Here is an 18438-nt window from a genome sequence, read left to right as displayed (position 1 = left end):
TGGCCGTAAATTATTAGCTTTGACGTATGCAGGAAACTATACAGTCGCGTTTAGCGGCTTCTCGTAAGGAATTGCTCGACCTGGGACTTCGCAATCCGTTATTGAATTACAAGCTAACCAAGGGCAAAGGTGTTCATATCGTTGATGAAAAAGCAGCTGCTATTTATGATATCCTCGTCCGTCAGCAAAAGGCAATGACTTTTCTGGCACTGAGGGAGGGGCAGCTTTTTCCTGAGGGGGAAGCCAGGTATCACGACACCCGCCTGCAAACGGATGAAGATGAGCAAAAGCTGCAAAGCCGCCTGTTAAATACGTATTATTTTGCGCGAACAAGTATCGAAGAACAGGGCGTCAACCTGCTCTATCTCGCTTTAGGCATGCTGCGCTGGTATGAGACCGGAGATACCGAAACGCTGCGTTCGGCCCCTTTGATCCTGGTGCCGGTGAGCCTGGAACGCTCCAGTGCACAGGAACGTTTCCGTCTGCGGTATACCGGCAGCGAGATCGGTGCTAACTTGTCCCTGCAAGCCAAAATGAAAAGCGATTTCAATCTCACTATCCCCGACATGCCGGAAGCGGAGGAGTTTGATCTTAATAATTACATCAAGGATGTGCAGGCCCACATTACCAAGGAAGCTGGCTGGGGCATCGATGCCGACGCTGTCGAACTGGGCTTTTTCTCTTTCGGCAAATTCCTGATCTATAATGACCTCGATACCGAACAATGGCCTGGATCCGCTAAGCCCGAAGATCATCTCAATGTATCAGCCCTGCTGGGAACGGGATTTCATGAAGATGTTCCGGAAGAAGAAAGTAATCTGGATGCGGATACTAAAGCAAATGACCTGTTCCGGGTAGTTGATGCCGACAGCTCCCAGTTGCTGGCTATGCTGGCTGTACAGGAAGGGGGCAACCTGGTGATCCAGGGTCCGCCGGGTACCGGAAAATCGCAAACCATTACCAATATTATTGCCAATGCCGTCGGTCAGGGTAAAAAGGTTTTATTCGTGGCTGAAAAAATGGCTGCGCTGGAGGTGGTGAAGCGGCGGCTGGATAATATTGACCTGGGCATAGCCTGTCTGGAACTACACAGCCATAAAACCAACAAGCGTGATGTTCTGGCTGAACTCAAACGCGTCATCGAACTGGGCAGGCCCCAAACAGCCAGACTCGAACTGGAAATCCGGATGCTGGAGATCTACCGGGAGGAACTGAATGATTATTGCCGGGCGGTGAACAACCCGCTTGCCGGCAGCGGGCTTACGGCGCAGCAGGTTATCGGCTTTTTGCTGCAGATAGATCAGCAGGCGAAAGGCCGCCACCTGCCGAAATTACCCATTGAAAATATCAGCCACTGGAACCAGGAAACGGTCAGGCTTGCCGAAGAATGGGCTGACCGGATCCAGGCACGCCTGAAAGACGCTGGCAAACCTGCCGGGCTTGTTTTTTACGGAACTAAGCTGATGCTGGTATTGCCGCATGCGAAACCTGAAATATTTCAAAGGCTGGAATCCGCCTTAAGGGTAACCACGGAATTATTGGCCTTGCTGGATAGTATCTGTAAAGCTACCGGTTTTGCCATACCGAATAATGAAAACGAAGTGCCGGCGCTGGAAGCGCTGCTCTCCAAATCGGCAGATGCCCCTGACCTTAAAGGATTGAATGTCTCCGATCCGGTCTGGCAAACCAAAGCAGAAGATATTAAGGAAATGCTGGCCACGGGTGAAGCATTGGAAAACTTATACCGCAGCCATAAAGATACCTTTGTAGCCGAAGCCTGGTCGCAGGACATCCTGGAGATCAGGAGAAATATCGTTACTTATGGAGAGAGCTGGCATAAAAGCCTGCATAGCGGCTACCGCAGGAGCAAACAGGTTTTGGCGTCGCTGCTTAAAATAGCTTTGCCCGAATCTGCCGCTGAAAAACTGAAGCTGGTAGATGCGATCTCGGAAGCCAGGCGTCTGGAAGGTGTATTACAACAATATGACCTGTTTGCACAGTCCTTATTCGGACCGCGCTGGCTGAAACAACGCTCCGACTGGCGGTCGCTGCAGGCTGCAGCCGACTTTTTGGCCGGCATCCGGGATCCGGTTTTGCTGGCTTACCTAGTTAAGCTGAACCCGGTGTCGGAAGCGGCCGGTTACCTGAAAGCATTACAGAATGAATTGAAAATGCTGCGGGAGGGGCGCGAACAGGCGTTGCAGGCTTTGCAGATCAAATTTTTCCCGGTAAACTTTACGGACCAGGAAAATACCTGGAAGAACTGGATCGCCCATTTTGATGAGCTGCAGCTAGCCGTGGACTGGAACCAGCTGGCCGCGCAGTCGGAAAAAGAAGGGTTTAAGTTCCTCGCCGATGCGGCGGTCAACTGGGACGAAGCAAAAGACCTGTTAAAGATCAGTCTGCAAAAGACATGGTACGAATACCTGATCACCGAAGCTTTTATACGCAGTCCCGAGTTATCCAAATTTGAACGCAGCAGCCACGAAGAGGTGATCGGCAAGTTTAAAAAGCTGGACCAGGTAAACTTATATTATAACCGGGCGATGGTCGCCCTTAAACATTGGGAAGGCTTGCCTAAAGGGAATGCCGGCGGGCAGGTCAATGTCCTTAAAACGGAGTTCAACAAAAAGGCGCGCCATATGCCGATCCGTAAACTGGTGGAAGAGGCGGGTAAGGCCATGCAGGCCATTAAGCCGGTTTGGATGATGGGCCCGATGTCCATTGCCAATTACCTGCCGCCGGGCGCGATCGATTTTGACCTGGTGATCTTTGATGAGGCCAGCCAGGTCCGGCCGGTAGATGCCATTGGGGCCATCGCCCGCGGCAAACAACTGGTGGTGGTGGGCGACACCCGGCAACTGCCGCCAACGAGCTTTTTTGATAAGCTGAATACAGACATGGAGGATGAAGAGAACGTAACTGCTGATATGCAAAGCATTCTGGGTATGTGCGACGGGCAGGGTGCGCCTACGCGGATGCTGAAATGGCATTACCGCAGCAGGCACGAATCGCTGATCACTTTATCTAACCATGAGTTTTACGAGGATAAGCTGGTGATCTTCCCCAGCCCTGGTGCTAAGCAAAACCTGGGCCTGCGCTTCCATCATTTGCCTGATGCAATTTATGACCGCGGTAAAACCCGGAGTAATCCGGCAGAAGCTGCAGCAGTTGCCAAAGCAGTGATCGGTCATGCCGCAAAATTCCCGGCTCAGAGTTTGGGGGTGGTCGCTTTCAGTACCGCCCAGGCGCAGGCGATCCAGGCTGCGCTGGAAGTCGAACGTAAAGCCAGCCCTGCGACAGAAAGCTTTTTTACAGGCCGGCCCGATGAACCTTTTTTTATCAAGAACCTGGAGAATGTGCAGGGTGATGAGCGCGACGTGATCCTGATCAGTATCGGTTATGGACGAACCGAGGACGGTAAAGTACCGATGAATTTCGGCCCCCTGAATAACGAAGGAGGGGAGCGCCGTTTAAATGTATTGATCACCCGCGCCAAAATGCGCTGCGAGGTGTTTACCAATATTACTTCGGAAGATATTAAAGTGAATGATTCCGCCCGTTTGGGTATCCGTGCACTGAAAAGCTTTTTATACTTTGCCCAGTATGCAAAGTTTGATAAACCGGAAGAGCTTATTCCGGATGACATAAGGCCTTTTGAAGAAGAAGTGGCAGCGCAATTGACCAAAGCGGGGCATATCGTCCGTAATAAAGTTGGCTCACCGGGATTTTATTTGGATATGGCGATCGTGGACCCCGAAAATCCGGGCCGCTATATCCTCGGTTTAATTTGCGACGGCAAGACCTACGACAGCGCAGCTTCCGCCACTGACCGCGACCGGTTGCGTTCGCAGATACTGGAACTTTTCGGCTGGAACCTCTACCAGGTGTGGAGCGCCGACTGGTACCGTAACCCCGCGCGGGAACTGGCCCGCCTGCTGGCGGCCGTCGAACAAGCCAAACTTACCACTGAAACAACAGACGAGGAAAATGAAGCCTGGCAAACGGAGCTGAGTCGTGATGAATTACAGCCGGACAATCCTGTCACGCCGGAATACCGCTTTGCTGAAATACATATCGAACATATCCGGCCCGAGTTTCAGCTATATACGTTTGCTGAAATAAGCGGCTGGATAGCGGAGGTAGTTAAGGTAGAGAGCCCGGTACATTTCGATGAAGTGGCCAAACGTATCGCCGACGCGGCGGGCATAGCCAAAGTGGGCTCGCGTATCCGCTATACGCTGACGCAGGCATTGAACCAGGCGCAAAGCGAAAAACTGGTGGTCGTCAAAGATGACTTTATCTGGGCTCCGGAGATGGAAAAGGCCCGGGTACGCGACCGCAGCAAACTGCCTGCAGCTTACCGTAAATTAAGCCTGGTAGCCCCGGAAGAAATAGCCGGGGCCGTTGTACAGGTTATTGGCAGCGCGATCTCTATCACCGAAGAGGAAGCCATACCATTGGTGGCTAAACTACTTGGGTTTTCACGCGTGACGGACGAAATGCGGCAGCAACTGTCGACAGCTGTCGGTAAAACCATCCAGGCGGGCGTCATCACATTCGAAGGAGTTAACCTGAAGCTGGCAAGTTAACAGCACGGCTATTCAGCTGATGCAATTATTGGGAGTGCATCATATAATTTCAGGACTGTTACAAAGGTATTTGACGGCAATTTGCCCCGGTTTTTATAAGCGAAGTCGATTTAAAGGTCGCTTTGAAGTGTCCGGGCACCTTAATAAAGTCGCGAAATGATCAGGTGCTGCTCAAGGGAAAATCGTACATTGACAACTGTAGCGCCAGGTTTGAAAGTTATTAATTGAAATGAAATGATTAAAGAAATTGTAATCATCGTTTTTACAATATGTATCTTTAGTTTATTGTCTTGTAACAGTAATCCGGCTGCGCAGCATGCCCCGAAAACTCAACGCAGGCAACGGGTTAATCCCGATTCAACAATAAAGTTTTTTACTGTTGAAAATAAACGATTTATGTCATTGGATACGTTAACGTTTCTTATTCCCGATGGCTTTAATGTCTCTTCAGCAAATATTTATAATGGAATATATGAAGTAAAACCCAGTGCTTTGGTAAGACACAAAGTTCTAATAAGCAATAATCTGGTATTTTTTACAACCTTTGAAGACCTGGGAAAGGGGATTAGAGCCTATTTATATGCTTTTGATATTTCGCGTAAGTCTTTTATACGGGATTCCTCATTTAGCCGAAATTATCTTTTCAGCGGGGCCGGCATCTTTGTCATTGACCCTTACACCAGCCGTATATTTGTAGTTGACAGGTCTGTATGGTACGACGCCAAACAGGAAAACATAATACCGGCATCGGTATTTGAGGTGAAGGGCGGCCGCTTTCAGATTACCCAAAATCTTTATCAAATTGGAAACGACCCGCCTGTCGATACTGCATTATTATCTTTCTTTAAAAATTCAACCGATATAAATGGCAAGGGAGTTTTCATATTACCTGAAAACTGGTCGGATAGTAGGTAAGCTCCGGCATCTCTTTTTACGTAGCGAACGCGCTCAGACATCGCAATTATTCCGGGCGGTCCTGTGATCTGCCGTTACCAGGTTTGCCCGGTACGGAGATTATGAAGGTAGGGCCTGCACGTAATTCTTGTTGCAAAAAACCGAGTAAAGATAAATATCCTGTACTTGGTCAAAATGACCTGAGTGCCGAAACCCGGCGCGTTTGAGTACTTTCCCGGCCGCGATGTTTTGCCGGTTGACCACGGCTGCCAGCTCAGTGATCCCATCCTGCACCAAATGGGAAAGGATTTTTGGTAATAAGCGGGACATCAGTGCTTTCCCGCTCTCGCTGCTTTTTAAATAAAATTCGATAAAGAATGGGTAATCAGCTAAGCAATAGTATTCCCTGGCGACCGCCGGCGGTATGAGGTCAATTACTCCCACAAGCGTACCGCCGGCTGCAGACCTGATCAGGTGAACCTGGTTACGGCCGGAATAAAAGTTAAGCAAAGCCGCATTCAGCCAGTTTCTGGCTGCATCTACTGAATGTAATTTCTTCTCCGGCAGGAACTGCAAGGTATGCTCGTCGGTCAGTAATTGGTAGATCTCCGTCGTCAGTTTTTCATACTGCAGGATATCCCCCGCACCCAGGGGATCGATACGGTAGGTTTTACTTTCTGTAAATGTCATATACGGAAACGCAGGATAATGGCATTCACAAGCGCAGGAATCAATCCGGCAGGTATCTCACCGGCCGGATCTTTCGGTTGCCAGCTTTGTCCGCTTTTTATGATTTTATACTCCGCACCGTCTAACAACAGGTCGATCTCTGTTGTTTCGCGGGTGACCGGCTCTTTATTCAAGATCCTGAAAGAGTGATCTTTATTTTCAAAATGAAGGCGTAACAATTGTCCCATAATGGCGGCCCGAAAATTAAAAGATTTTCTTTGCTCTTCCAACCTTTTAATCCTTGAACGTTTTTACCTGTTTCAATCAATATGATCGGAGTTTTCGGTTGAAAAGGGCAAATTTTCTATTTTGGCCGCAACGGGATCTTGTGCCGGCACATAAGTTCACCGCGGACTACGTTGATACGGCAGTTGTTAAAGCTTTTCATGCCTCCCAGGTTTCTTACTATGCCGCAATCGAAAAGAGAAATCGGAATAATAAAGTCATTAATGATTCGGTAAGGTCATATCAGATACCGGTTCAATTTCCTGAGATTAAATAACCATCTTTAGGCAAGCGATATCCGGATCGCTGTCACCGATGAGTCTTTAAATTGCTGGAATCAAATTGGTGTTTTTTGTGCATTTACCCGGAAGGTCTTACACCTTAAGGATTTGGCACCTTTATCATCGCATTGTCTAAGGGTAACATGAATTTGCAGGTCATCGTCAAGAAGACTAAGTTGAAACGCAGCGCGGCCATATCCCAGGTCTCGGCACTCCATTTAACAGGAGAACCGTGCCCATTGCTATAACTATATTAATCCTGCAATTTCTGGTGTGCAACCCCATGGAACTCAGCCGCGCACGAAGTAACCAGAACACTTTTTATTTATTTATAATTACTTTATCTTTAGGTTCTTAAAATTGCTTTTGCATCTTAAAATGTCCCAATCTTAAAGTATGAAAAAAGGAGTTGTTTCACACAAACGGTGGGTGAGGGGCACCCATTTTATCATTACGTTAAGCTTCTTAGCACTCACTATAAGCGGTTTCGTTATATTAATGTCGCATCCAAGACTTTACTGGGGCAAAGCGGGAAATGACCTTACGCCGGCGTTATTTGAGCTTCCGATCAGCCGCAACTATCACCATAACGGCTGGGATAAACCCATTGCATTTAAAAATCTAAACCACGGACAGAAAACAGCTGTCCGTACTTACGCTATTTTTAACCAAAACGGCTGGGGCCGTAGCACTCACTTCCTGGGAGCCTGGTTCCTGGTGATTACCGGTAGTATTTACCTCGTGATAGGTGCTTTAAGCGGACATTTCCGTTACAACCTTATTCCCCGACGCGGCGAATTTAGTTTAAAGTTGATTTGGCTTGATCTTGTCGGTCATTTTCGGAAGCAAACACATGATACCGGCGACTACGCTTTACTGCAGAAGCTAACCTATCTGTTGGTGATCTTCTTTTTATTCCCGGTGGTTGTTTTAACCGGCTTTACGATGTCGCCCGCTATTACCGCGTCTTACCCTTTCCTGTTGAAAATGTTTTTCGGACATCAATCGGCCCGTACCATCCATTTTTTTTCAGCAGTTCTGCTGTTATTATTTTTGATCGTCCATGTGCTCATGGTGATCAGGTCGGGCTTCAATCGCAACATTAAGGCAATTATTTGGGGTAACTGATATGAGGAAAAAACGATTAATGACCCGGCGACAGGCCATCATCGCCGGACTTACCTCGGCAGGGGCATTTTTGCTTTACGGCTGGTTGAAAAAAGCTCCGCCCACCTATGGCAATATCCTGCGCATGGGTGACGGCCTTACTTATATGGCGCAACGCAGCCTGCTCTCTCAGCGGGCATTGGCGCCTGAATATCAGAAAAGCGAGATAACCAGTTTCCCGGTGACCGATATCGGCGATCCTGCCGACCCTGCCAGTAACGACGCATACAGTAAGGAGTATGAGTATTTGCTGCGCAAAAATTTTGAAGGATATACCCTTGCCATTGAAGGCCGGGTGGCCAAACCTCGTAAATATAGCTTAGAAGAATTAAAAAAACTCGGCGGGCGAACGCAGATTACCCGGCACACCTGTGAAGAGGGCTGGAGCGCCATTGCCGAGTGGACAGGGGTACCGCTAAGCACTGTTTTGAAAGATGCCGGCATTTTCCCTGATGCGCGATTCGTTTGCCTCTACGGTTTTGACAAGTATGGGGAAAGCATCGATATGCTCGACGCCTTTCATCCGCAAACTATCCTGGCACACACGATGAACGGTGAAAGCCTTCCCGCCCGTAACGGCGCTCCCCTACGCCTAAGGGTAGAAACTCAGTTAGGCTATAAAAACGTAAAATTTTTACGCCGAATTGTAGTAACTGATCAATTTGTAGACGCAGCTTCCGATATCTCCGCAGGCTGGTCATGGTACACCGGAATTTGAGTTAAATCTTTAAAGCCCAACTTTTCATATTCACAGTTTGCTGAATACTTTTTATTTTATACAGGGGTATCTTCCCGGGCAAAAACGAACGATAAGCCAGCACAAAAGGGGCGGACCGTTGTACCCCTGGTTATTTTCGGGGCCGTGAACGCTTGGCGCATGGCGGCAGAGCCTTGTTGTCACCAGGCCCAGTCATCGTCATTCCGGCGAAACAAGATAAGTGCCGCAGCTATCAGCAGCAGGGTTAACAGCGTCTTAGTGATCATTATTCCTCCTGTAAGTTTTTTTGCCTGAATGTTTCCAATGCAATCAGCTTCATGTTGGTCCCCAGCTCTTCCAGCTTGCAGCATTTACTGCGGATCTTTTCCGGAAGGGTGTCAACGGTTTCGATCAGGTCGATATGGAAAGGACACCGGTCATCGATCGTTGGGTTACCATCGAGGCTATCGAATAAAGCATAGGCTGATTCCCGGTCATATCCCAGGTTGAACTCGCCGAAGGGCTCATAGCTCCGGGGCGTTTTCAGGCTCATTAATAAATAAAACGGTGATTCCATGATGAATAATAACGGCCCCGCTTTGGGGCCGTGTGGTTTTTTGCAGTCAGCAGGGTTATTTAATCTCAATCTGGCGGCGCACTATTTTTGCTTCCTCGCGTTTTGCGATATCGATCTTCAGCACGCCGTCGGTGTAGGCCGCTTCGATGCTTTCCGCGTTTGCACTTTCCGGAAGAGTGAATGAACGAACCCATGAACTGTAGCTGTATTCGCGTTTGCTATAGTTCTTCTGATTGCCGTTGTTTTCGCTTTGCTGCTCTACCGAAACATTAAGCACGTTGCGGTCAAGGTTCAGTTTGAAGTCTTCCTTTTTCAGGCCGGGTGCAGCCAGTTCCACATGATAATGGTCTTCGGTTTCACTGATGTTGGCCGCAGGAACACGACTGGTCAGGCGGTCGTTAAAGAAAGTGTCATTGAAAAAGGAATCAAATACGTCATTAAAGCCTGGCATTAATGAACTACTGTTTTTAGCGGGATTGAATTTAACCAATGTCATAGGTCTTTTCCTCCTTAATAAATTAATGATTTGAAACTTATAATGTTAATTAAACTGGTCATGGGAGATCAAGCCGTATGCCAATTACGAAAACCGCGTTCGATGCTGCAAAAATTTCAGTTTTGATGAAAAATTTACAGCATCCCAATGTCAAAATTTCGCTGCGGTGGTGCTTTTCGACGGGAATATTCCCTGTTTCAGTAACGCGGCCCTTGAAACGGCGACAGTTCGGTGAAGAACCGTACTTAATAAAGCATTTGTTTTAATTAAAGATACCTGGTGCGGTAAGGGTTCATGTGGGTGGCCTGTTGAGCATACGGGCGGCATCAGTCTGGTACAGTAGGCCATAGTATTTGGGATGGAGCTCAGCTCTGTTTCTTTTCCAGGCTGACCGATAGTAGCTGCCCATTAAAATATAACTCCAGTTATTTCAACCGGACTAGCTGTCCGGGACATAGATTAATAAATGTACGGACCTTTTTAACCAGGGAAAAAGCATCCTCGTAGGTCAAACCGGTACTAATCAGGTATGCAATGGCCATTGTCGGTCCCCGGCCCGATCCCTGGCGGCAATGAATATATACTGTTCCGCCTTCCGTAATTTCTCTGACTCCAACAGTTTATAACCATTTGCCCGCTTTTCATCAGGGCGTAGCTGATAAACGGCGACCACGTGTGGCATGCGGTAACGCCCCCGAAGGGTCAATCGGAAATCAAACTGTAAATTTTCCCGCTATGCGAATCTGTTTTTCGATCGGAGCCGTTTTATTTGCCTTTGCACATGACCATTACCTTCACGGTTTTTAGAATCAGCCTGACATCAGTGTAAAATGACATGCGATGTAAATAATCTAAATCATATTCCATACGTGTACACATTTGCTCTACGTCTTCAGCATAGCCAAATTTTACCTGGCCGTAAGAGGTGATTCCGGGTCTGACCGAATGAAGCTTGTGATAGTCGGGACGGTTATTTAAAATCTGTTGAATAAAATAGGCACGTTCCGGGCGCGGCCCTACAATTGACATATCTCCTTTAATCACATTCCAGAATTGCGGAAGTTCGTCCAGGCGGGTACGGCGTATAATCCTGCCCCAACGGGTAACTCTTGGATCATTGGCACTTGATAACTGGGGGATGCCCTGTTCTGCGTTTACCCGCATGCTTCGAAACTTATAAATCTTGAATGTGCGCTGATGGCGGCCAACACGCTCCTGGGTATAGAAAACCGGGCCCGGCGACGAAAACCACGTAATCAAAAACAAGGCGAGGAAAACAGGTGCACCAAAGATGATGATGGTCAATGAAAAAACAATATCAAAAGACCTTTTTAGCAGAAGGGCAGCCCCGTTTGGTTGATAAGCCGGCCTTAAATAGGCAAGTTTCAAGCGGGATGGACCTCCACCGGATGCTGTCGGATGTGCTTTGTCTTCGGGCGTTCCCAGGAACATCTTAATAACCTGGAACCTTTTTGCCGGACTATCCTGAATATGGCTTTTCGCAAGCCGTGAATTAAAGTATATTTTTAACACCATATTTAACCTTTTTCAATACAGAAATTTTTGATGAGCTCTATAATTGACAGCAATCTTTAAACCAAATTATATTTAAGGTTAATTTAATTTAGAAATAATTAGTGTTTTTATTGTCTGTTTAAATTGAATACAGCCCAAATAGCGGTTTATTCAGTTATTGATAATTTGTTTAAGTATATTTAAAAATAATTTAACCAAAAGGAAATTGCTTGATAATGAAGACACTTGGGCACAATATTCGTACACTACGCCGGCAAAATAACTGGAACCAGGGGGACGTGGCCCAACGCCTTGGTATTTCAATCCCAGCATTTTCAAAGATCGAAACAGGGATGACTGACATCAATGTTTCAAGGCTGGAACAGATTGCATTTATATTCGGGATGTCGGCAGTAAAACTGGTTTCTTTGCATGAAAGTTCTCAGGAACCGTCTGCAACCGATTTGGAAGTGTTCAATAAGAAATTGCTCGGCAGGGAATCCGAAATAATCGACCTGCAAAAAAAAGTGATTGAATTGTTCGAGGAACTACGGAAATCAAAGGGGAGCGTCTAATGGCAGATCTCAATGAAAATCTATCTCTTTATAATTTGATAATTGCTGACATCAAACGTTCGAACTTTAAAATATTTTTATAATTCATCGTCAGCATAGGAACCCCGGCGCTTTGGCATTATGTTGGTAATGAAGCAATATACTAACATCGTGATATGAAAAGTGTGAGGGTGAATTATTACTGCTTCGATATTAACTACAGCGTATCCATCTATCATTATAACGCCGTGCTAACGCTGACAATTTCCTATCCGGAATCAACTACAGGTTTGATTTACTTGTGCCCATATTGTTCCTTGTTGCTGATTTCCTGGATTGATCTGGATTTCAGGAGTTTCTTACTGGAACAGCAAATCTGATAGATTGCCCTTTGTAAGAAAAATTAACGATCTGAAAGACGACTTTGGGACAAAACGAAATTTAAATCCTTGTTAAGGTAACTTGTATTCATTTTTTTATTCGGGCAAGGGCGTCCTGAAACCGGAATAGCCGGAAAAAAAGGGTGGAAAAGTCGAAAATAATTCCGTTTCGAAGCATCCAGACGAGTTAAATTACAAAGCGAAAAGGAAGGTACTGCCGCGGCAAAAGTAGAAGCAGCCAAGAAATCGAACGGCTCCAATCAATTTCGTGCGATTGAAGGCAAACCTGCGGGCAGGAATAATAGCCGGAATCATTGCTCGCAGCGGCCCCGGAAGGCGTTTTTTTGTCTCCGGAATGGTTGAAAATAGCCATTTTGATTTAGGGCATTTTACCGCTGTTCGATATCCTCGCCCGCAGGCTGAGGAAAGTGTTGCCCGATCTTAGAACACAAATAATAAGATTTCTGAAGAGCAACTATCCAAAGCGGTACAGCATGCTGTTTGGCCCGTCCAAAGTCTCCGGAGCAGGGCGAACCGACTAATGCGATATTTACGCAATAAATTTCCTGATTATTGAATATTTGTCTAAGTTTGTTTTGTTAAAATTTAGACAAAATGACTTATTCCATTTCCGATCTTGAGCAGTTGTCCGGTGTTTCTGTACATAACATCCGCATCTGGGAGCGCAGGTATGCAGCACTTACGCCGTCGAGAACTTCCGGAAATGTGCGTTACTATGACGATGACCAGCTAAAAAAATTGCTGGGCATTACCGGCCTTTACCATACGGGTTACAAAATATCCAAAGCCTGCAGGCTAAGCAGTGAAGAAATGCAAGTCTTGCTCCGTGAGGAAATTAAAGACACAATACCACCGGAACAAAAACATGCTTACTTTATTTCCCGGATCATTGATAGCGCTTTGATATTCGATGAATCCGCTGTAAATGATCTGATTGCCGAATCATTTAAGCACAATGGAGTTTTGGAAACTTATAAGTCTGTCATCTACCCGATGCTCGTGCGTGTCGGTCTGATGTGGCTTGGTGAATCCCTTTGCCCTGCGCAGGAACACTTTCTTTCGGCTATTATCCGTCAAAAGCTTTTTGCCGAGATCGATAGGTGTATCACCGGGCAGGCCGTCGCGGGCAGTAGCTGGCTGCTGTTTTTGCCCGAAGATGAGGATCATGATATGGGGCTCCTGCTGGCCAGCTATCTGCTCCGTACCGCTGGCCACAAGGTAACTTATCTTGGCCCGAGAGTGCCTTTTCAGGCTTTAGGTAAAACTATTGCCGGTACGCAGCCTAAACAGCTGCTTTTTTTTATGACCCGACTGCGGCCTGTTGCAGACGCCCAGGCCTACATCGATAAACTGGTAGCCAGTTTCCCTGGTATCAAAATATATCTGTCGGGCAACAAAAGGGTGATCAGCGATATACGGCTTCCTGAACAGGTTTGCTGGCTGGAGACACTGCCGGATTTTGAGGGCATCATCAACGAAAATAACAAGGGATAAATGTGCCGTAACAAACATATCGCTGTCATCGGCGCCGGTTTTGCCGGCTTAAGCGCCGCGGCCTACCTGGCAAAAGCCGGTTATCAGGTCAGCTTATTTGAAAAAAATACGGACATCGGCGGACGTGCACGGCAGATTCTAACCGCTAACGGCTATGTGTTCGATATGGGACCAAGCTGGTATTGGATGCCGGATGTGTTTGAACGCTTTTTCAAAGATTTTGACAGTAAGCCCGCTGATTTTTATCATTTAACGCGACTAGATCCACAGTACGCCATCATCTTTGGAAAAGAAGATCAATTGCAGGTGCCGGCCTCAATTGCTGCTATATCGCGCATGTTCGAAAACATGGAAGGAGGTGCAGCTGAACAATTAGACCATTTTCTTCAGGAGGCCGCCTATAAATATCGTACCGGTGTGCATAAATTGGTTTATAAACCGGGCCTTTCCCTTCTTGAATTTGCCGACGCCGAACTGGTAAGAGGGATATTCCGGCTACAGGTATTCACCTCCCTGAGCAGGCATGTGCAAAAGCATTTCCGTCATCCGCATCTGCGCGCCCTGATGGAATTCCCGGCACTGTTTCTCGGCGCGATGGCGGCGGACACCCCGGCCTTGTACAGTCTAATGAATTATGCCGGCCTTGCAACGGGCACCTGGTACCCGCAGGGCGGCTTTGGCAAAGTGATCGATGCGATGAAAACAGTTGCAGCGCGCGAAGGCGTTCGTTTTTATACAAATGAGGCAGTTGACGGATTTGAGTTTCATAAACATAAAATCAGTATGGTGATCACGACCCGTAACCGGTACGCAGTGGACGGGGTCATCGGGGCCGCAGACTATCATCATATCGATCAGCAACTCTTACCGGCGCAGTACCGGAATTATACGCCCGCATACTGGAAAAAACGGGTCATGGCACCGTCTGCACTTATTTTTTATATCGGTGTCAGGAAAGAAATAAGCCGCTTAATGCACCACAATCTTTTTTTCGATGAATCGATGGAAGCACACGGCCGGGAGATCTATAAAGAACCGAAATGGCCTTCAAAACCTTTGTTCTACGTATGCTGTCCTTCAAAAACTGATCCGGCTGTGGCGCCGGAGGGCCACGAAAATATTTTTATACTGATGCCACTGGCCGCAGACCTGGAAGATACGGACGAATTACGGCAACGCTATTTTGAACAGATCATGGGGCGACTGGAAAAATATTGCGGGCAGGACATCAGGACACATATTGATTACCAGCAAAGCTACTGCGTAAATGACTTTATCTCTGATTATAACTCGTTTGGCGGAAACGCCTACGGTCTGGCAAATACCCTGAAGCAGACAGCGATACTTAAACCTTCAGTGAGGAACAACAAGCTTGGCAATCTTTTCTTTGCCGGCCATCTTACCGTTCCTGGACCCGGCGTGCCGCCCGCTGTTATTTCCGGGAATGTCGCTGCCGATCAGCTTAGAAACTATCTGGAAACTGACCTATGAAAGAAAAATTTGACCGCCTTTCCGCTGAATGCAGTAAACTGACGACCCGGCGTTACAGTACCAGTTTTTCCATGGGAATCAGCTTCCTGGATAAAAAGCTGCATGAGCCGATTTATGCTATTTATGGCTTCGTAAGGCTTGCCGACGAGATCGTAGACAGTTTCCATAACTATAACAAAAAGGAATTATTGGCGCAGTTTAAAACCGATTGTTTTGACGCGATCAAACAAGGCATTAGCCTGAACCCGATCCTGAACGCCTTCCAGGATACCGTCAGCAAATACCGGATAGATCACCAGCTGATCATACAGTTCTTGCATAGTATGGAAATGGACCTGCATGATCAGCAATACGACAGTCAAAAATACCAGGAATACATTCTGGGATCAGCAGAAGTCGTCGGCCTGATGTGTTTATATGTTTTTACTGAGGGTGATCAGGGAAGGTACGAGGCACTGAAACCTAAAGCAATGCGTCTCGGCGCCGCATTTCAGAAGATCAATTTTCTAAGGGACATCGGTGCCGATTATCTGCAGCTAAACAGAAGCTATTTTCCGGAGATTGACCTGGCTAATTTTACGGATACTGATAAGAAAAAGATAGAAAAGGATATTGAAGACGACTTCAAAGAAGCGCTTCAGGGAATTAGGGCGTTACCCCGGTCGTCCCGCCGGGGCGTTTTTCTGGCCTATCAATACTACCGCAAACTTTTTGAAAAGATCCGGCTAGCGCGTGCCTGTACCGTTTTCTCCAAGCGGTTCAGGGTATCCAACGGCCACAAGATCATGCTGATGTTCGACACTTTGCTAAAACACAAATTAAATTGGATATAAAAGCCAGCAACCGACAATGAAATATGCAGTCAGGTCAGGATCTGTTAGACTTCTGTATGGATTATGCTGATTGCAGGGGAGCTTTCTTACCTGTTTGCATATCTGCCGGCATTCGCATAAAATCTGTTCTTAATCAAAGAGCTTATGATAAAAAATACTTATAAATATATCACCATAGGAATTGCAGCTGCAGCGTCAGTTCTCTCCCTCAACCTGAGTTCCTGCGTTACTATCCCTAAAGGCGCAAAAGCGGTTAGACCATTTGATCGATCAAAGTATCTTGGTTCCTGGTATGAGATCGCACGTATGGACTTTAAATTTGAAAAAGGCCTTAGTCATGTAACTGCTACCTACTCGTTGATTAATGATCAAACGATCCGTGTCGATAATAAAGGATACGATATGAATTCAAAGAAATGGAAGCAAAGCATAGGTAAGGCGAAATTCGTGGGCAACCCCGCTGAGGCCCGTCTGAAAGTCTCGTTTTTCGGACCGTTTTATGCTGGTTACAGCGTAATTGCGATAGACCCGGAGTACCTGTATGCATTGATTGCTGGGAATAACCTGAAATACATGTGGCTGTTATCGAGGGGAAAATCCATGCCTGCCCAAGTTCGGGAACGATACCTTTCGATATTGACGATGGCCAGGTTGCCGTTATTGTTAAAAATTACTACCCTGGTTATACGAATTACTCCAACTGGACCGGCAGTAATCTTTTTTTGAAAGTAAGTTTCCTGATTGATCCCAAAGCGCCTGGAGGAGGCAGGCCCGATGGCTTTTTGGACATAGCGGGCGGTATAGATGTAACCAAAGTTGTACAGGCCCTGGCAGATTTTCTTTCAGATAGAATTAAACAGGAACTTACTATCGCTTACCTGGATAAACTTAAAAAGGCGTTTGCCAGCAACCCTGCAATTTCAAGCCTGCTACCTAACACCTATGAGGCTTTTAAAGATAACGACCTTTTTAACTTGCCGAGTTTAGGGCCAACATTCAAGGGCGCTTTTGCCAAAGATCTCGCGCAATTGCCTGATAACTTTATTACCTATATATCGGTACTAGTATGCGCAGCTTCCAAATGGGAGTAAGGAGTTTTTTATAGCTGGAAGCAGCCTTTACCAATTGATTAATCAAACGGAAAAGGGAAGTCACCCATTCAGTCGTTTTACATAGCCTGGCCGGGCAATATCCTTATGATTCAACAACCGGTCACGATCTAACCAGCAGGTATGTTTTGAATGTCCTCAATATGTTTTCGGAGAATTTATTGAAGTCAAAAGCTGCTGTTGGCTGGGTGCCGGTTACTGACCTGGCGCAACTTAATCCTCAAATCGTAAGGCTGTTTTTTGCTTTACTATACGAAAAATATACTCCTTTATTTACAGCGAATAAGGTATCTGACACCTTTGTATCCCTGGCTGCTGATCCTAAAAACATACAGTTGACAAATAACATCTACAACTTCGTCATGCTGGCCCAGACGATCGATGCGAGGATCAAGCAATATAATGGGATGGATCCCAAGGCCCGGCAGACGATAAAGCTAAAGCTGTTGTAGCTTTCTTTTTGAGCAACTCTGACGCCATGCTGGACCTGCTAAAGTTCAGTTTTACTGTAATAGATCCTCAATATGTCCATACGAATGCCGGCGCCGCTGACATCATCAAAAGCGCCGCGGACGCTATAGATATAGCAAAAGGGGTACAATCAGACAATTTCGGACAGGCTTCCAATGCAACGATCCTATTTACGACTGATGTCCTGGGACAAAATGGAGCCCCATATATCAAAACGCTTAAAGATATACTTGCTTTTGCTAATGACGTTGTTGCGGCAAAAACGGCTGCGGACATTAAAACGGTCATCGAAAATTATGCTGCACCGGTACAGTCGTATCAAGCAGTAAGGAAGTCAAAAGTATCATTTACCCTGGCTTCGTATCCCGGTATATACGCAGGTACAGAGCATAGCAAACAAAACGGGGTAAAGTTATTCAGTTCGGGCACCTTTGGCGTGACATCGCCCGTCGGATTTGCACTTAACTTCGGCTCTGCTCAAAGAGACTTGTGCTCCTACAGTATTTTTGTGAGCATGATCGACATTGGGGCTGCTTTGAGCTATCGTTTCAATAATACAAGTTCGGATATCCCCGATAAAATAACGCTTGGCCAGATTTTTTCGCCTGGTATACATGGCGTAATCGGTATCAAGAACAGCCCGCTTGCTGTTAAGGTGGGATATCAGTATGCACCGGAACTGCGACAGATCTCTAATGACAAGGTTAATGTAAACGACGGGGGAGTATCACGATTGAGCATCGGTCTAAGCGTCGATATACCCATATTTTTTCTGGCCGGCCAAGCTGCCGCATTAAACGAGCCCTTATGAGCCTTGAACAGCAAAATGGATTTCCGAAAATATTATCGGCAGTAATAGTGTCGTTGCCTCTGGCCGGGGCTTCCCGTTTTTACCTTTTTTAAAAACGATTT

The 18438-nt window shown here is 46.6% G+C and carries 18 protein-coding genes; 12 read left to right on the top strand and 6 right to left on the bottom strand.

Annotation, left to right across the window (positions count from 1 at the left end):
- Positions 1 to 26 precede the first annotated feature (26 nt).
- Together VF500_RS01705 and VF500_RS01700 are read left to right on the top strand one after the other, a co-directional pair.
- Positions 27 to 4592, top strand: coding sequence for a DUF3320 domain-containing protein (locus VF500_RS01705; RefSeq protein WP_330858017.1), 4566 nt, complete (start codon positions 27 to 29; stop codon positions 4590 to 4592).
- Between the two features lie 234 nt (positions 4593 to 4826).
- Entirely contained in the window at positions 4827 to 5507 is a 681-nt protein-coding gene (locus VF500_RS01700; protein ID WP_330858016.1) for a hypothetical protein, read from the top strand.
- Positions 5508 to 5606: 99 nt separating this feature from the next.
- On the opposite strand, the gene VF500_RS01695 is transcribed toward VF500_RS01700, so the two are convergent.
- Both VF500_RS01695 and VF500_RS01690 read right to left on the bottom strand, forming a co-directional pair.
- Positions 5607 to 6176 (bottom strand): GNAT family protein, encoded by a 570-nt coding sequence (locus VF500_RS01695; RefSeq protein WP_330858015.1) that lies wholly within the window; start codon positions 6174 to 6176, stop codon positions 5607 to 5609.
- On the bottom strand, positions 6173 to 6403 hold the full coding sequence (locus VF500_RS01690) for a hypothetical protein (protein ID WP_330858014.1): 231 nt from the start codon (positions 6401 to 6403) through the stop codon (positions 6173 to 6175). The genes VF500_RS01695 and VF500_RS01690 overlap by 4 nt, the downstream gene beginning before the upstream one ends.
- A gap of 714 nt (positions 6404 to 7117) precedes the next feature.
- On the opposite strand from VF500_RS01690, the gene VF500_RS01685 reads away from it, so the two are divergent.
- Together VF500_RS01685 and VF500_RS01680 are read left to right on the top strand one after the other, a co-directional pair.
- A complete protein-coding gene (locus tag VF500_RS01685) occupies positions 7118 to 7849 on the top strand; it encodes a cytochrome b/b6 domain-containing protein (RefSeq protein WP_330858013.1) in 732 nt (243 codons plus the stop codon).
- Between the two features lies 1 nt (position 7850).
- Positions 7851 to 8606 carry a molybdopterin-dependent oxidoreductase gene (locus VF500_RS01680; protein ID WP_330858012.1) on the top strand — a complete coding sequence of 252 codons (756 nt, stop codon included), beginning with the start codon at positions 7851 to 7853 and terminating at the stop codon, positions 8604 to 8606.
- 265 nt (positions 8607 to 8871) lie between these two features.
- Here the strand turns inward: VF500_RS01680 and VF500_RS01675 are convergent, their stop codons facing one another.
- From VF500_RS01675 to VF500_RS01660, 4 genes are all read right to left on the bottom strand, one after another.
- Complete coding sequence (locus VF500_RS01675; protein WP_330858011.1) at positions 8872 to 9162, bottom strand: hypothetical protein; 291 nt, start codon at positions 9160 to 9162, stop codon at positions 8872 to 8874.
- Between the two features lie 55 nt (positions 9163 to 9217).
- Entirely contained in the window at positions 9218 to 9658 is a 441-nt protein-coding gene (locus tag VF500_RS01670) for an Hsp20/alpha crystallin family protein (RefSeq protein ID WP_330858010.1), read from the bottom strand.
- 425 nt (positions 9659 to 10083) lie between these two features.
- The gene (locus VF500_RS01665) at positions 10084 to 10260 is read right to left on the bottom strand and encodes a protein-tyrosine phosphatase family protein (RefSeq protein ID WP_121226662.1); all 177 of its coding nucleotides are present in this window, start codon (positions 10258 to 10260) and stop codon (positions 10084 to 10086) included.
- Between the two features lie 163 nt (positions 10261 to 10423).
- Positions 10424 to 11194, bottom strand: coding sequence for a sugar transferase (locus VF500_RS01660; RefSeq protein ID WP_330858009.1), 771 nt, complete (start codon positions 11192 to 11194; stop codon positions 10424 to 10426).
- A gap of 215 nt (positions 11195 to 11409) precedes the next feature.
- Here VF500_RS01660 and VF500_RS01655 point away from each other — a divergent pair, with 215 nt between their 5' ends.
- From VF500_RS01655 to VF500_RS01620, 8 genes are all read left to right on the top strand, one after another.
- Entirely contained in the window at positions 11410 to 11748 is a 339-nt protein-coding gene (locus tag VF500_RS01655) for a helix-turn-helix transcriptional regulator (RefSeq protein ID WP_330858008.1), read from the top strand.
- A gap of 974 nt (positions 11749 to 12722) precedes the next feature.
- The gene (locus tag VF500_RS01650) at positions 12723 to 13622 is read left to right on the top strand and encodes a MerR family transcriptional regulator (RefSeq protein ID WP_330858007.1); all 900 of its coding nucleotides are present in this window, start codon (positions 12723 to 12725) and stop codon (positions 13620 to 13622) included.
- A complete protein-coding gene (locus VF500_RS01645) occupies positions 13623 to 15113 on the top strand; it encodes a phytoene desaturase family protein (protein WP_330858006.1) in 1491 nt (496 codons plus the stop codon).
- Positions 15110 to 15946, top strand: a complete 837-nt coding sequence (locus tag VF500_RS01640) for a phytoene/squalene synthase family protein (RefSeq protein WP_330858005.1) — start codon at positions 15110 to 15112, stop codon at positions 15944 to 15946. Before VF500_RS01645 ends, VF500_RS01640 begins: the two co-directional genes overlap by 4 nt.
- A gap of 144 nt (positions 15947 to 16090) precedes the next feature.
- Positions 16091 to 16672, top strand: coding sequence for a lipocalin family protein (locus VF500_RS01635; RefSeq protein WP_330858004.1), 582 nt, complete (start codon positions 16091 to 16093; stop codon positions 16670 to 16672).
- Positions 16669 to 17037, top strand: a complete 369-nt coding sequence (locus VF500_RS01630; RefSeq protein ID WP_330858003.1) for a hypothetical protein — start codon at positions 16669 to 16671, stop codon at positions 17035 to 17037. The genes VF500_RS01635 and VF500_RS01630 overlap by 4 nt, the downstream gene beginning before the upstream one ends.
- Before the next feature lie 161 nt (positions 17038 to 17198).
- Positions 17199 to 17507: a hypothetical protein gene (locus tag VF500_RS01625; protein ID WP_330858002.1), complete on the top strand. Its 309-nt coding sequence runs from the start codon at positions 17199 to 17201 to the stop codon at positions 17505 to 17507.
- A gap of 8 nt (positions 17508 to 17515) precedes the next feature.
- Positions 17516 to 18337, top strand: a complete 822-nt coding sequence (locus VF500_RS01620; RefSeq protein WP_330858001.1) for a hypothetical protein — start codon at positions 17516 to 17518, stop codon at positions 18335 to 18337.
- Positions 18338 to 18438: the final 101 nt, after the last annotated feature.

This window comes from Mucilaginibacter sp. (assembly GCF_036383575.1).
Lineage (GTDB): Bacteria > Bacteroidota > Bacteroidia > Sphingobacteriales > Sphingobacteriaceae > Mucilaginibacter.
Note: the sequence above shows the minus strand (reverse complement) of the source record. Positions and strands in the feature narration are given on the sequence as shown.

What these genes read in the sequence shown, in the direction of transcription:
- VF500_RS01675 (WP_330858011.1), bottom strand. Translation starts at nt 9,162, where the DNA reads ATGGAATCACCGTTTTATTTATTAATGAGCCTGAAAACGCCCCGGAGC.
- VF500_RS01640 (WP_330858005.1), top strand. Translation starts at nt 15,110, where the DNA reads ATGAAAGAAAAATTTGACCGCCTTTCCGCTGAATGCAGTAAACTGACG.
- VF500_RS01650 (WP_330858007.1), top strand. Translation starts at nt 12,723, where the DNA reads ATGACTTATTCCATTTCCGATCTTGAGCAGTTGTCCGGTGTTTCTGTA.
- VF500_RS01695 (WP_330858015.1), bottom strand. Translation starts at nt 6,176, where the DNA reads ATGACATTTACAGAAAGTAAAACCTACCGTATCGATCCCCTGGGTGCG.
- VF500_RS01625 (WP_330858002.1), top strand. Translation starts at nt 17,199, where the DNA reads ATGTTTTCGGAGAATTTATTGAAGTCAAAAGCTGCTGTTGGCTGGGTG.
- VF500_RS01680 (WP_330858012.1), top strand. Translation starts at nt 7,851, where the DNA reads ATGAGGAAAAAACGATTAATGACCCGGCGACAGGCCATCATCGCCGGA.
- VF500_RS01700 (WP_330858016.1), top strand. Translation starts at nt 4,827, where the DNA reads ATGATTAAAGAAATTGTAATCATCGTTTTTACAATATGTATCTTTAGT.
- VF500_RS01685 (WP_330858013.1), top strand. Translation starts at nt 7,118, where the DNA reads ATGAAAAAAGGAGTTGTTTCACACAAACGGTGGGTGAGGGGCACCCAT.
- VF500_RS01690 (WP_330858014.1), bottom strand. Translation starts at nt 6,403, where the DNA reads ATGGGACAATTGTTACGCCTTCATTTTGAAAATAAAGATCACTCTTTC.
- VF500_RS01645 (WP_330858006.1), top strand. Translation starts at nt 13,623, where the DNA reads ATGTGCCGTAACAAACATATCGCTGTCATCGGCGCCGGTTTTGCCGGC.
- VF500_RS01670 (WP_330858010.1), bottom strand. Translation starts at nt 9,658, where the DNA reads ATGACATTGGTTAAATTCAATCCCGCTAAAAACAGTAGTTCATTAATG.
- VF500_RS01660 (WP_330858009.1), bottom strand. Translation starts at nt 11,194, where the DNA reads ATGGTGTTAAAAATATACTTTAATTCACGGCTTGCGAAAAGCCATATT.
- VF500_RS01655 (WP_330858008.1), top strand. Translation starts at nt 11,410, where the DNA reads ATGAAGACACTTGGGCACAATATTCGTACACTACGCCGGCAAAATAAC.
- VF500_RS01705 (WP_330858017.1), top strand. Translation starts at nt 27, where the DNA reads ATGCAGGAAACTATACAGTCGCGTTTAGCGGCTTCTCGTAAGGAATTG.
- VF500_RS01635 (WP_330858004.1), top strand. Translation starts at nt 16,091, where the DNA reads ATGATAAAAAATACTTATAAATATATCACCATAGGAATTGCAGCTGCA.